General features: G+C 57.0%; 13 protein-coding genes. 7 read left to right on the forward strand and 6 right to left on the reverse strand.

Annotated elements, in window-relative coordinates; translation table 11 throughout:
• Positions 1-22: 22 nt before the first annotated feature.
• The 3 genes from plsC to IM282_RS12610 form a co-directional block, all read right to left on the reverse strand.
• Positions 23-760, reverse strand: a complete 738-nt coding sequence (gene plsC, locus IM282_RS12600; protein ID WP_022649406.1) for a 1-acylglycerol-3-phosphate O-acyltransferase — start codon at positions 758-760, stop codon at positions 23-25.
• Between the two features lie 163 nt (positions 761-923).
• A complete protein-coding gene (parC, locus tag IM282_RS12605; protein WP_023298608.1) occupies positions 924-3,182 on the reverse strand; it encodes a DNA topoisomerase IV subunit A in 2,259 nt (752 codons plus the stop codon).
• A gap of 118 nt (positions 3,183-3,300) precedes the next feature.
• Positions 3,301-3,702 (reverse strand): YgiW/YdeI family stress tolerance OB fold protein, encoded by a 402-nt coding sequence (locus IM282_RS12610; protein WP_022649408.1) that lies wholly within the window; start codon positions 3,700-3,702, stop codon positions 3,301-3,303.
• A 139-nt stretch (positions 3,703-3,841) separates the two neighbouring features.
• On the opposite strand from IM282_RS12610, the gene qseB reads away from it, so the two are divergent.
• From qseB to IM282_RS12640, 6 genes are all read left to right on the forward strand, one after another.
• Positions 3,842-4,501: a quorum sensing response regulator transcription factor QseB gene (gene qseB, locus IM282_RS12615; RefSeq protein WP_192970454.1), complete on the forward strand. Its 660-nt coding sequence runs from the start codon at positions 3,842-3,844 to the stop codon at positions 4,499-4,501.
• Positions 4,498-5,847 (forward strand): quorum sensing histidine kinase QseC, encoded by a 1,350-nt coding sequence (qseC, locus tag IM282_RS12620; protein WP_023306956.1) that lies wholly within the window; start codon positions 4,498-4,500, stop codon positions 5,845-5,847. The genes qseB and qseC overlap by 4 nt, the downstream gene beginning before the upstream one ends.
• A 104-nt stretch (positions 5,848-5,951) precedes the next feature.
• The gene (locus tag IM282_RS12625) at positions 5,952-6,533 is read left to right on the forward strand and encodes an NAD(P)H-dependent oxidoreductase (RefSeq protein ID WP_022649411.1); all 582 of its coding nucleotides are present in this window, start codon (positions 5,952-5,954) and stop codon (positions 6,531-6,533) included.
• 30 nt (positions 6,534-6,563) lie between these two features.
• Positions 6,564-6,878 (forward strand): putative quinol monooxygenase, encoded by a 315-nt coding sequence (locus IM282_RS12630; protein WP_003862506.1) that lies wholly within the window; start codon positions 6,564-6,566, stop codon positions 6,876-6,878.
• A 151-nt stretch (positions 6,879-7,029) separates the two neighbouring features.
• Positions 7,030-7,470 carry a peptidoglycan-binding protein LysM gene (gene lysM / locus IM282_RS12635; RefSeq protein ID WP_022649412.1) on the forward strand — a complete coding sequence of 147 codons (441 nt, stop codon included), beginning with the start codon at positions 7,030-7,032 and terminating at the stop codon, positions 7,468-7,470.
• 39 nt (positions 7,471-7,509) lie between these two features.
• Positions 7,510-8,037, forward strand: coding sequence for a hypothetical protein (locus tag IM282_RS12640; RefSeq protein WP_022649413.1), 528 nt, complete (start codon positions 7,510-7,512; stop codon positions 8,035-8,037).
• A 12-nt stretch (positions 8,038-8,049) separates the two neighbouring features.
• Here IM282_RS12640 and IM282_RS12645 read toward each other — a convergent pair whose 3' ends face one another.
• Genes IM282_RS12645 through IM282_RS12655 form a run of 3 tightly spaced genes read right to left on the reverse strand, consistent with a single transcriptional unit; the run spans position 8,050 to position 12,377 of the window.
• Positions 8,050-9,237 carry a glycoside hydrolase family 88 protein gene (locus IM282_RS12645; RefSeq protein ID WP_045622724.1) on the reverse strand — a complete coding sequence of 396 codons (1,188 nt, stop codon included), beginning with the start codon at positions 9,235-9,237 and terminating at the stop codon, positions 8,050-8,052.
• Between the two features lie 28 nt (positions 9,238-9,265).
• The gene (locus tag IM282_RS12650; RefSeq protein WP_022649415.1) at positions 9,266-10,531 is read right to left on the reverse strand and encodes an oligosaccharide MFS transporter; all 1,266 of its coding nucleotides are present in this window, start codon (positions 10,529-10,531) and stop codon (positions 9,266-9,268) included.
• Between the two features lie 31 nt (positions 10,532-10,562).
• Complete coding sequence (locus IM282_RS12655) at positions 10,563-12,377, reverse strand: DUF2264 domain-containing protein (protein ID WP_063163596.1); 1,815 nt, start codon at positions 12,375-12,377, stop codon at positions 10,563-10,565.
• A 166-nt stretch (positions 12,378-12,543) separates the two neighbouring features.
• Between IM282_RS12655 and IM282_RS12660 the strand changes: the two genes are divergently transcribed.
• Complete coding sequence (locus IM282_RS12660; protein WP_022649417.1) at positions 12,544-13,383, forward strand: AraC family transcriptional regulator; 840 nt, start codon at positions 12,544-12,546, stop codon at positions 13,381-13,383.
• Positions 13,384-13,714: the final 331 nt, after the last annotated feature.

Consider the following 13,714-nt stretch of genomic DNA (forward strand, 5'->3'; position numbering starts at 1 on the left):
TTTTCCCTTGAACGAAACCGGGTTAAATCTTACCGGCGGCTTCTCGCTCTGCAACTTCTTTATCGAGCTGTGCAATGTGCTGAGCCATCAGCTCGCGGCAGTGCGTGGCCAGCTCGCGCACCTGGTCTTTACCGTATTTGGAGGTATCCACCGGCGGTAGCATTTCGACAATGACCAGTCCGTTTTTCAGACGGTTAAGATTAATCTTATTCGATGTATTGGAAACGCACACGGGAATAATTGGAACGCCTGCCGCAATTGCAGCATGAAACGCGCCGGTCTTGAACGGCAGCAGGCCGCGACCGCGGCTGCGCGTCCCTTCCGGGAACATCCAGATTGAGATCCGGCGCTTTTTAAACTGATCCACCACTTCCGCAATGGTGCCATGCGCTTTCGCACGGTTGTTGCGGTCAATCAGCAAGTTACCGGTGAGCCAGTACAGTTGGCCGAAAAGCGGGATCCACAGCAGGCTCTTTTTCCCGACGGTTACGGTCGGCGGAATAACAATATTTGAGGCCGTCACCATATCGTAGTTGTTCTGATGGTTAGCGATATAGATGGCGTTACCGAAATTCTCCGCCCCTTCAGGCAGACGCTTTTCAACCTTCAGGCCGAACAATGGCGCAAGGCGACCAAACATGTGCCCGAACGTCGCGACATGTTTTGGGTTACGCGGGCTGAACAGGCAATAAATCGATCCGAAAATACAGACCAGAATGCAGTAAATAACGGTAAGAATAAGACGAACAATGTATAGCATAGCGACCTCTGAAGCCCTGACAGCTGACAATTATACTTCACCTGTGGCCAGGTAAGGACTTTATTACGAGCGCGTATTGTTAATCGCAACGCACGAATTAACAACGTTTTTACGGGAAATTTTATGGTAATCCCCCTCCGGAAAGAGGGGGGGATGAAACAGGTTACTCTTCGCTGTCGTCCGCTTTGCTGCGCGCCGGCGAGTCGATCTCCACGCGGTCGATGCGCTGCAGGCCACGCATCAGTGAGCCGCGACGTCCGCGCTCGCCAACCACCTTCTGCAACTCTTCCGGACGCAGTTTGATCTTACGTTTGCCGACATGAATGGTCAGCGTGCTCTGCGGCGGCAGCAGGAAGAGATGCGCCAGGCTATCTTCGCCTTTTGCCGCTTCCGCTGACGGGATACTGATGATCTTGTTGCCCTTCCCTTTCGACAGCTCCGGCAGATCGCTGACCGGGAACATCAGCATGCGTCCGGCAGCGGTGATCGCCAGCAGCATATCGCTTTCGTTCTCGATGATCAGCGGCGGCATGACGTGGGCGTTATCCGGCAGGCTGATCAGCGCTTTACCGGCGCGGTTACGCGATACCAGATCGTTGAAGGTGCAGATAAAGCCGTAGCCAGCATCAGACGCCATCAGCAGTTTTTGATCGTCGGCTTCCATCAGCATATGGTCAACCGTGGCGCCCGGCGGCAGCGTCAGCTTGCCGGTCAGCGGTTCGCCCTGCCCGCGCGCGGATGGCAGCGTGATCGGATCAATAGCGTAGCTGCGGCCCGTGGAGTCGATAAACGCCACCGGCTGGTTGCTCTTGCCCTTCACCGCCGCCTTGAAGCTGTCACCGGATTTGTAGCTCAGACCCGGCGCGTCGATATCGTGGCCTTTGGCGCTACGCACCCAGCCGCTCTGGGAAAGCACGATGGTCACCGGCTCGGACGGCAGCATGTCGTGCTCGTTCATCGCCTTCGCTTCTTCGCGCTCATGCAGCGGAGAACGACGGTCGTCGCCAAAGGCGTCGGCATCGGCCTGCAACTCTTTCTTCAGCAGGGTGTTCATCTTGCGCTCGGACGCCAGAATCGCCTGAAGCTGATCGCGCTCTTTTTCCAGCTCGTTCTGCTCGCCGCGGATCTTCATCTCTTCCAGCTTAGCGAGATGGCGCAGCTTCAGTTCGAGGATCGCTTCAGCCTGGGTTTCGCTGATGCCAAAGCGCGACATCAGGGCAGGCTTAGGTTCGTCCTCGGTACGAATGATCTCAATCACTTCGTCAATGTTGAGGAACGCCACCAGCAAACCTTCGAGGATATGCAGGCGCTTAAGCACTTTCTCCAGGCGATGGTTCAGACGGCGGCGCACCGTATCGCGGCGGAAGGCCAGCCATTCGGTGAGGATCTCCAGCAGGTTTTTCACCGCCGGGCGACCGTCCAGACCAATCATATTCAGGTTGATGCGGTAGCTTTTTTCCAGATCGGTAGTGGCGAACAGGTGGTTCATCACCTGCTCCATATCCACGCGGTTAGAACGCGGCACAATCACCAGACGGGTCGGGTTTTCGTGGTCCGATTCGTCACGCAGGTCGTCCACCATCGGCAGCTTTTTATTGCGCATCTGGGAGGCAATCTGCTCCAGCACCTTCGCGCCGGAGACCTGGTGCGGCAGCGCGGTGATCACCACGGCGCCATCCTCTTTGGTCCATACCGCGCGCATGCGCACGGAGCCGCGGCCGTTCTGGTAGATTTTACGGATTTCCGCACGCGAGGTGATGATCTCGGCTTCGGTCGGATAGTCCGGCCCCTGCACGATATCCAGCAGATCGTCCAGCGAGGTTTTTGGCTGCTCAATCAGGGTGATGGCGGCTTTCGCCACTTCACGCAGGTTGTGCGGCGGAATGTCCGTCGCCATGCCCACGGCGATACCGGTCGTGCCGTTCAGCAGGATGTTCGGCAGACGCGCAGGCAGCATTTTCGGCTCCTGCATCGTACCGTCGAAGTTTGGCACCCAGTCGACCGTACCCTGCCCCAGCTCGCCCAACAGCACTTCGGCATATTTAGACAGACGGGATTCGGTATAACGCATCGCCGCGAAGGATTTCGGATCGTCCGGCGCCCCCCAGTTCCCCTGACCATCCACCAGCGGATAGCGGTAAGAGAACGGCTGGGCCATCAGCACCATCGCTTCATAGCAGGCGCTGTCACCGTGCGGATGGTATTTCCCCAGCACGTCGCCGACGGTACGGGCGGATTTCTTGAACTTGGCGGTCGCATTCAGCCCCAGTTCGGACATCGCATAGACGATGCGGCGCTGAACGGGCTTCAGGCCATCCCCGATAAACGGCAACGCCCTGTCCATGATGACGTACATGGAGTAGTTCAGGTAGGCGTTTTCCGTGAATTCATGTAGCGCGAGGCGCTCTGCCATATCGCTCATTACGTGTGATTCCTCAACTCAGAAACCGATGGGTTTCAGGCAATATTGCCGCAGATACTACCTCATCTGGCGAGTTGAGTCACAAAGAAAAAGGGCCGCATAAGCGGCCCTTTCCGGGTTATTTGTTCAGCTTGATAACCTGCTTCACGTCGATTTCAAACTCGTTCCAGTCTTTATCGATTTTACCCTGGAGTTCGACTTTATCCTGTGGCGTCACCGTCACGCCGTTCCAGCGCTTGTGGTCGATCTCCACCACCACCGTGCCGCTTTCATCGCGGAAGGTGTAACGGTCATCGGACAGGCGCTCGGTAATATTACCGCGCAGCTTCACCCAGCTGTCGTCCTTCATATCTTTGACTTTAGCCGCGGTAGTGAGGTTGGCGTTATTATCGACAAAGCCACCCTGCTGGGTTTGCGTCTGGGTCTGTGTCGCAGATGGGCCAGAGAAGCCACCCTGTGCAGCAAAAACAGGGGCAGTGGTCATCATCATGATGGCAGCAATTGCAGCGTATTTTTTCATCTTAATCTCTCCCTTTAATGTCGTTTCACAATCCATTAAACAGGGTAAACCTTAACAACTTCTTAAGGGGAAAATTTATTTATTTTTACTGTACAGCAGGCGCTTGCAGAAGGTTTACTGACGGCATCAAGGAGGAAATATGCGCATTTTACTGGTAGAAGACGACAAGCTCATCGGCGATGGCATCAAAGCGGGCTTAAGCAAAATGGGCTTTAACGTGGACTGGTTTACCGACGGTAAAACCGGGCAGGCGGCCCTGTACACCGCGCCGTACGATGCCGTGGTGCTGGACCTGACGCTGCCGGAAATCGACGGGCTTGAGATCCTGCGCGCCTGGCGCGAAAGCGGTAAGAGCGAACCGGTGCTGATCCTCACCGCGCGGGATGCGCTGAATCAGCGCGTCGAAGGGTTACGCCTGGGGGCGGATGATTACCTGTGTAAGCCGTTCGCGCTGATTGAAGTGGCAGCCCGCCTCGAAGCGCTGGTGCGCCGCAGCCACGGGCAGGCGCGCAGCGAGCTGCGTCACGGCAAGGTCACGCTCGATCCGGCAAGTCTTGTCGCCACGCTGGAGGGCGAAACGCTGGTGCTCAAACCCAAAGAGTACGCCCTGCTGGAACTGCTGATGCGCAACGCGGGCCGCGTGCTGCCGCGCAAGGCCATCGAAGAGAAACTCTACAACTGGGATGATGACGTCTCCAGCAACGCCGTCGAAGTCCACGTTCATCATTTACGCCGCAAGCTCGGCAGCGAATTTATCCGCACCGTGCACGGCATCGGTTATACCCTGGGTGACGCATGAAACTGACCCAACGCCTGAGCCTGAAGCTGCGCCTGACGCTCCTCTTTTTGCTGCTGTCCCTGGCGGCCTGGTTTGCCGCAAGCGTGGTGGCCTGGCACCAGACGACCGACAAGCTCGATAAGCTGTTCGATACCCAGCAGATGCTGTTTGCCAAACGGCTGCTGACGATGGACGTGGACGAACTCCGCGCCCCGGAACGCATGCGCGAGGTGCCGAAAAAAGCCAAACACGGCCATCTTGACGACGATGCGCTGGCCTTCGCAATCTTCACCGCAGACGGCAGCATGGTGCTTAACGACGGTGAGAACGGGCGCGACATACCTTATCACTACCGCCGGGACGGATTTGATGACGGTCGGTTGCAGGATGACAACGACGAATGGCGTTTCCTGTGGCTGACCTCCCCGGACGGGAAATACCGCGTGGTGGTTGGCCAGGAGTGGGAGTACCGACAGGATATGGCGCTGGACGTGGTCAGCTCGCAGCTGACGCCGTGGCTGGTGGCGCTGCCCGTAATGCTGCTGTTGCTGATTGTCCTGCTGAGCCGGGAACTGAAACCGCTGAAAAACCTGGCGCAGACCCTGCGTTCACGCTCGCCGGATGCGACCGATACGCTGCCCACCCACGGCGTGCCGACGGAGGTTCGCCCGCTGCTTGATGCGCTTAACCATCTTTTCGCCCGTACGCAGGAGATGATGGCCCGCGAGCGCCGCTTCACCTCGGATGCCGCTCATGAGTTGCGCAGCCCGCTGGCCGCGCTGAAGGTGCAAACCGACGTGGCGCAGCTTTCACTTGACGATCCCGGGGCGCAGTCTAAAGCGCTGGGGCAATTGCATGCGGGCATCGACCGCGCCTCCCGGCTGGTGGATCAGCTTCTCACCCTGTCACGCCTGGATTCACTGGATAATCTTGATGACGTCGAACCCGTGATGATGGCCGATTTGCTGCAATCCGCGGTGCTGGATATCTGGCATCCGGCGCAGCAGGCGGGCATTGATATTCGGCTCAACGTCAACGCGCCCGAGGTGATGCGTCACGGACAGCCGCTATTGCTGAGCCTGCTGGCGCGTAACCTGCTGGACAACGCCGTTCGTTATAGCCCGCGCGGCAGCGTGGTGGACGTGACGCTGAACACCCAAAGCTTTACCGTGCGCGACAACGGCCCGGGCATTTCAACCGATGCGCTGGCGCGTCTCGGCGAGCGCTTTTATCGTCCACCGGGCCAGGACGCCACCGGCAGCGGTCTGGGGTTGTCTATCGTGAAGCGCATCGCGGCGTTACACGGGATGCGCGTCTCGCTGGGCAATGCGCCTGAAGGGGGCTTTGAGGTGACCGTCAGCTGGTAGCCATTATTGCGCTGAGCGCAAAAGACTTTGCACATTTTGCTTATTTTTCCGCTCCGTCCTCGCGCGTAGAATACCTGGCATACTCTCAGCATCGAGGACAAATAATGAGCAACATTCTGATTATCAACGGCGCGAAAGAATTTGCGCACTCTAAAGGCCAGCTCAATGACACCCTGACCGAGGTCGCGGATGGTTTCCTGCGCGACGCCGGACATGATGTTAAGGTTGTGCGCGCGGACAGCGATTACGACGTGAAGGCCGAAGTGCAGAACTTCCTGTGGGCCGACGTGGTTATCTGGCAGATGCCGGGCTGGTGGATGGGCGCACCGTGGACCGTGAAAAAATACATGGACGATGTGTTTACCGAAGGTCACGGTTCGCTGTATGCCAGCGACGGCCGCACCCGCTCAGACGCGTCTAAAAAATACGGTTCCGGCGGCCTGTTGCAGGGCAAGAAATACATGCTCTCCCTGACCTGGAATGCCCCGCTTGAAGCGTTCACCGAGCAAGATCAGTTCTTTGAAGGCGTAGGCGTAGACGGCGCGTATCTGCCATTCCACAAGGCGAATCAGTTCCTGGCTATGGAGCCGCTGCCGACCTTTATCGTCAATGACGTAATTAAAATGCCGGACGTCCCACGCTATATCGCAGAATATCGCAAGCATCTCGCGGAAATTTTTGCTTAACTGGTAGCCTGGAATTAGAAGGAGTTAATTATGCTTACCGTTATTGCTGAAATCCGTACGCGTCCTGGCCAACATCACCGCCAGGCGGTGCTGGATGAGTTCGCAAAGATCATCCCGACCGTACTGAAAGAAGAAGGCTGCCACGGCTACGCGCCAATGGTGGACGCCGCCACCAGCGCAAGCTTCCAGGCGACCGCGCCAGACTCGATCATCATGGTTGAGCAGTGGGAAACCGTCGCGCACCTTGAAGCGCATTTGCAGACCGCGCATATGAAAGCGTGGAGCGACGCGGTGAAAGGAGACGTTCTGGAAACCCACATCCGTATTCTGGAGCAAGGGGTTTAAGTTCTGTGAAATTTGCCGGGTGGCACTGCGTTTACCCGGCCTACAACTTCCCTCCCAGGCCCGGTAAGCGTTAACGCCACCGGGCTTTTTTTATCACCTTAACACTCAACTGCTATGCTTATTCTGACTTCATGTTAAACAGGAGGATGGAATGGGTCTTTTTAATTTCGTAAAAGAAGCAGGCGAAAAGCTGTGGGACAATCTGACCGATCATAAGGGTCAGAGCGACAAAATCACCGAGCACCTCAAGAAACTCAACATTCCCGGTTCCGATAAGGTTCAGGTTGACGTCACCGACGGCAAAGCCAGCGTGACGGGCGACGGGCTGACGCAGGAGCAGAAAGAAAAAATCCAGGTCGCCGTCGGCAACATCGCAGGCGTCAGCGAGGTGGAGAACAACATCACCGCGACAGATGCCAAAGATGAAGCTACTTACTATACGGTGAAATCCGGCGATACCCTGAGCGCGATCTCTAAAACCGTGTACGGCGATGCTAACCAGTACAACAAGATTTTTGAGGCTAACCGCCCTATGCTCTCCAGCCCCGATAAAATCTATCCCGGCCAGACGCTGCGTATTCCTAAAGCATAACGTCTAAAACAGTCGGTTCACGTCGCGCAGAGGAACAGAATGAAAATAGCTTGTCTTGGCTGGGGTTCGTTAATCTGGAAAAGCGGCGCGTTACCGGTAGCCGGTGAGTGGCAGACCGACGGGCCTTCTTTGCCCGTCGAGTTCTGTCGGGTCAGCGATGGCGGTGAACTGGCGACCGCCATCTGTATGAATGCCCCTGCCGTGCCGGTGCTTTGGGCATGGCTGGAGGCCACAACGTTGAGCGTGGCCTGCCGCGCTTTGCGTGAGCGCGAAGCCATTCCCGAGGATCGCTGCGATGGCATTGGCTCGCTGCTAATCACCGGACGCGACACGGGTATCCTGACAACATGGGCCAGGGAGAAAGGTATTGAAGCGATCATCTGGACCGGGCTCCCGCCGAGAAGCGCGTCACAGGAAGGCAGGGTTCCTGCCGTGGACGAAGCCATCGCTTATCTCGACGGCCTCAGCGGAGAGACCCGCAGCCATGCGCAGGACTATATTTGCCGCGTGCCTGCCCAGCTTGATACGCCCTACCGGCGCGTCATTAAAGACGTGCTTGGATGGTAATCCCCCGGCCAGTTACCAGTACAGTTTCCAGCTCCGGGTGAAACGCACCAGCGCCTCAACGTAGAAGTAATCTCCCCAGCTTGCGCACTCATCCACGCCTTTGTTGCTCCCGAGGTGGTAAACCGAGTGTTTAAGCAGCCCGTTGCCCTTTTCTTCTCTCCCCATCAGATAGTGTTTCGTCAGTGACGACATAATGCCTTTAGCCCACTCCATATAGCGCTCGCGATCCGGATCCGTGACCGGCAGGTGTTTCACCAGCTCCAGCAGCCCACATACCGCAATCGCCGCCGAGGAAGAGTCACGCAGCGCGTCGGTGCCCACCAGCGCCAGATCCCAGTGGCAGACGTAGTCGTCGGGCAGGCGATTGAGGAAGTAGTTCGCCAGCCGTTTTGACAGGGCGATCATCGTCTCGTCGCCGGTATAGATATAGCTCAGCAGGAAGCCGTAAATTCCCCACGCCTGCCCGCGTGACCAGCAGGAGTCGTCGGCGTAGCCCTGCTGGGTGTTGCCGTAGCGCGGTGCGCCGGTTGTCACATCCATATAGTAGGTGTGGAATGTGGAGGCATCGTCACGAATGAGGTACGTCGCCGCCTGCATGACGTGCGCTTTTGCGGCGTCGGCAAAGCGCGGATCGCCCGTCTGCTCCGTTGCCCAGTAGAGCAGCGGCAGGTTCATGTTGCAGTCGATGATCATCCGCCCGGCCTGGTCCGGATCGGAGAGATCGCCCCACGCCTGGATGATCTTCGCTTTCTCGTGGAAGCGTTCCAGCAGAGCTTCCGCCGCCAGCAGCGAGAAGCCGCGCGCCTCGCGGTTTCCGGTCAGCCGCCACGCGGCTACGCAGGAGAGCGTGTAGAGGAAGCCTAAATCGTGGGTGTTGGTGTCGTTGCGCCCGGCGATGCGCAGGCCAAACGAGCGCACGTGTTTTTCCGCCATCGCGCGGAATTTTTCCTCGCCGCTCATCTCCCATGCCAGCCATAGCTGCCCGGTCCAGAAGCTGGTGGTCCACTCCACGTTGTCAGTCAGCGGATAAAAACCGTTCTGGCAGGTTTCCGCCGGGAATTTGTCGCCGAACTCCGTTAAATGACGGCTAATCAGGTCCAGAACGTGGCTGCGCGCCGAATTCAGTTCATCGCTGAATGCGCGGGAGTCAACGGGCGCAGCGATAACAGGCAGACGTTCTTCTTTGATACGACTTAACATATTTCGGTTCCTTCTTTGACGGCGTAATTTATCGTGTTGACGTTTCTGCTACGTTCAGCGCACGAGCCCCGCGCCATTTGCTCTGACAGGCGGATAACGTAAAAGCAGAAATAAGGGTAAAGGTCAGCGCCGTTGCGCCCATGATGATATAGGTGTGCTCAAAGCCAATACGGTCATACATATACCCGGCAGGGGAAGAGACCACCACGTTGCCAACGTAGAGCATTGCCTGATAGCCGAGTAAATACATGGTGGCATTGACGCGCTTGTCGAAATGCTCGGCGATATATTTAAATACCGACACCAGCAGGAGACAAATTTCCAGACCGTACAGCGGCTTAAGCACTGAAATTAACAGGTGAGAATCACACATGCCGGAAATAATCAGACGCGCCCCGACCACCAGCCCGACAATTAATAGCCCGCGTTTGGCGCCAATAAAGTTCACAAACAGCGGGACCACCATATACATGACAAATTCCATGCCCGACTGCACGGTCCCGAGATAACCGAATACCGCGTTGCCCTCATGAATATCATCGAAGAAGGTGACGAAATAGCGCGAGAACTGCTGCTCGGCGATAAACATCATCCACGCCACGCCCGCCACGTACAGGCAGAAGGCCCAGAATTTGCGGTTTCGCAGCAGGGCGTAAACGTCTGACGGGGCGATTTTCTCTTTCGTCAGCACCTCGCCCGCGTGAATGGAGTTAGTGTTCACTTTCAGGCTCAGCAGGACGATCAGCATCACCACCGACGCCACGCTGCCGAGAATAAAGTTATACGCCGGTGAGAGGTTAAACAGCAGGCCGGAGAAGGACGATGCCACCGCCCAGCCGAGCGAACCCCACATGCGAATTTGCCCGAATTCCATGCCGTTTAATCGGCTAAAGCGGTCGGAATACGATTCGCACGCCGCCACACCCGCGTACCAGGCAAAGCTTAAATAGAGCGCGCCGATAATAATCCCCAGCAGGGTATTAGACATTAACAGCGGCTGGTATACGTAAATAAAGAACGGCGCCATCAGGGCCGACATGATCACCACAAAATAGAGCAGGTATTTGCTCATGCCGATCTTATCGAGAATATAGCCGTAGATCGGTTTAAGAATAACGGAGAATATCCCGTTCACCGCAAAAACGGTTCCAATCACCGAGCCGCTGAGATTGGCTTTCTGGCCAAGCCAGATCGCCAGCAGTCCAATACTGGCAGACCAGGTAAAGAAATAGAGAAAGATAAAGCTACTGATTTTGTAATATTCAGTTCTGTTAGTTGTCGATGTGCTTTTCATATCATCCTCGCCGACGTGTAGGGCCAGATTTTTATAATGTGAACGACAGCTTACGTTCGCTTCCGGGTTCGCTAATGACGACCCGGCTATGGGTTATATTCAGCTGCGGCGTCGCCGCAACGGGCTGTTTTCCGCCAGCCAGAACGGCGCAACAGAGCCAGCTTTCCCCTTGCGGGAGGTCGGCCTTTAACAACGGAATGGAAGCGCACTCCGCAAACATAATGCTGCTGTTCGGCGGCGTGACGATGCTGTCTGGCTGGCGGTGAATGACCGGCGAAAGATCGACAATGACGCTGCTGCCGTTTTCAGCCATCAGATAACAACCGCGATCGCGCACCTGGTGGGCGGTTTTCATCACCGCAAAGCCGCCCTCGACGGTTTGCAGAGTGCGCGCGCTGTTGATGCGGTGCAGGCGCAGGTGCCACTCCCCGAACGGGATCTGCCAGGTCGCAATATGCACGTCTCGCCAAGGCGACCAGCGCGAGAAAATGTTATGTTCATCTACCCGAACCTCTTCGCACTCGCGACGACCACGGAAATAGTCATCTCCGTCCGCCAGCAGCAGCATCGAATCGCAGGCGGCATGCTTCAGGCCAAAACGCCCGCGCTCAATGGTGAATCCGAAGCGGCTGGAGTAGGCAAATTTGGTGTATTTCGCTTCGGTGTTAACGTAGTTATTCAGCTCCAGCTGACCAGCCGTGAGCATGACGACGTGCTGCGAAGCTTTCGAATGCATCAGGATCTGCTGCGCATGCGGGATCACATGTTTTTCAGCAAGCGCGGGCAGCGGCTGCTCGTCGGCCTGCCAGAACGGATGCGCCTCCGGCAGCGCCAGGATCAGGTAGGTTTTCAGCGCCCAGTACGGTGAACCGGGGGAGTTGTAATCCTCGCACATCGCCAGGTTCGGATACGCAAACCCCAGGGTAAGAATACCGTCGCGATCGACAATCGACTGCTGCTGCCACCAGCGCAGATGCCGCAGCACAATGCCCTTCACGATACCCGGGGTGAAGACGTCCAGCTGAGAAAAGGCCACCGCGCTCCAGAAGGCAACCATGGCAAAGCGGTAGGTCAGGCTGCGGCCAAACGGCACCGAGGCACCATCGGCGGCGGACCAGTAGATAAAGTCTTCCGCGAACAGACGCGAGCGCTCGCGCAGCACCTTTGCCCTCGCCTCGTCGTCACTCAGGGTGGCGTAAATCAGGCCGTAAAAATGGAAAGCCATGGAGATGTAATAGTCTTTCGGGCGGCCGGGACCGTCGGAGTACCAGCCGTCGCCGAGATAGTAGGCGTCCATCAGCGCAAAGCGGTGGTCAATGGCGGCCTGATCGTACGGCAGGCCGGCGCGCTTAAAGCCGAGCTGGACCATAATGGCAAAATAGTTCCAGTTGCTGTCCGGCATCTGCGCGTCGGTGATTTGGTTGAGCCACGCGTGCAGGTTAATCACCTCGCGCCCGGTAAAGTGCGCGGTGAGTTTATCTCCCAGCAGAGCGAGCCCCAGACCGTAGGCCGCCATCTCTACCAGACGCTGATCGTACGGGCCGGTTTCACCCCAGTAGCCGGTGCTTTGCGGGTCGGTACCAAGCTTAATGGCAGTAAGGTACTTCTCGCTGAACGGCGTGCTTTCGCCGGATGCCATCAGCGGAAACAGCCCCCACAGCGCGCGGGAAAGTCCCTCCATCTGCGCAATATCCGCTGTGTAATGGGCGCAGGTATCACCCAGCGAGAATCGTGAACGGTTCGCCGGAAATTGCGTGTCCAGCGCCTGTAAAAGTGCATTCAACGACGCCACTACATCCTGGCGTGAAGACAACGGATTTGATTTTTCTTTATTTGCCGCCCACATCGGTTCGCCCTCGTAATCAACTGCGGCAAAGCATAGTGAATCCGCAAGGGGCAGAAATGTTAGCCGTGTCACAGGCATGAACGATGAATAAACCTCCAGTTGAGAAAATTTAAAAAGGTGGTTTATAAAGACGGTCAGACGGGAAAAAGTTGAGTTTTATTGCACTATGCGCGACACGCCGACATCCGATCTTCTGGAACTGATCGCCCTGAACGATACCGTGGCCTCGTTCAGCCGCCTGTTTGCCAATACCGTGCGCTACCATCACTGGCACCAGTGTCTGGAGATCCTCTATGTGGAAGAGGGCTTTGGGGTGGCGATTGTCGATAATCGTCACTACACCATGCGCCCCGGACGGCTGTTTTTCTTCCCGCCTTTTACGCTGCACAAGGTCATGGTGGACGAACAGGCGGAGGCAATTTACCGCCGCACCATTATTCATCTCGACCAGCACGCGGTGCTGAAGATCCTGCGGGATTTTCCCCAGACCCGGCAGCGTCTGGAGCGGCTGTCACGCCGTGGCGGCGAAGCGTGGGTCGCCGATTTAGCTCACTTCCATCACCATATCGACCATCTGTTTAGCTGCTATAAACCGCCGATGAACGGCGAGAGCATCGCCAGCCTGCTGATCGGCCTGTTCGCGATGCTGCCCGACGATCGCGACGGCGAGCCGGGAAACAGCCAGGGGATCGCCAGCCAGGTGATGTTTTGGCTCGACGAGCATTATCAGGAGAAATTTCGTCTGGATGCGCTGGCCAATGAGCTGGGAAAATCCCGCAGCTACGTATCGCGAAAATTCCATGCGGAAACGGGCGAAAAAATTCACGACTACCTGAATACGCTAAGGTTGCGTAAGGCGTGTGAGTGTTTACTCCACACTGATTCGAGCGTGCGTGACATTGCCGCACAGACGGGTTTTTCCGACGTGACGTGGTTTATCAGCGCGTTTAAAAAAGGGATTGGCGAGACGCCGCTGCAGTACCGGAAGAACCATCGTGCGGTTTGACGCCCTCACCCACGGGGCTGAGGGTTCCCCACAAATTAATGCGAGCACTGAGCAATCCCCTCGCCCCTCCGGGGAGAGGATTAGGGTGAGGGGAACATACGGCGGTGGTGGTCATTCCGTTCACTTTATGTTCCTTGCTACTCTGTAACAACATGACCGGTGAACGTGCCAGGGTGGCTCAGTCGCCACCACCCTGGCGACCCGGGCTCCCGGCGGTAAATCGCCGCTTCGCGGTGCCCTCGGCTCATTCCTTCCGGCTTATCGGGTACGGGCGGAGGCAACGTCCCTGTAAAGCCGCCCTCTCGGCGCATCCCTGCGCCTCGCCCCGGCC

It is taken from the genome of Enterobacter cloacae complex sp. P29RS, assembly GCF_014893445.1.
Taxonomy (GTDB): domain Bacteria; phylum Pseudomonadota; class Gammaproteobacteria; order Enterobacterales; family Enterobacteriaceae; genus Enterobacter; species Enterobacter intestinihominis.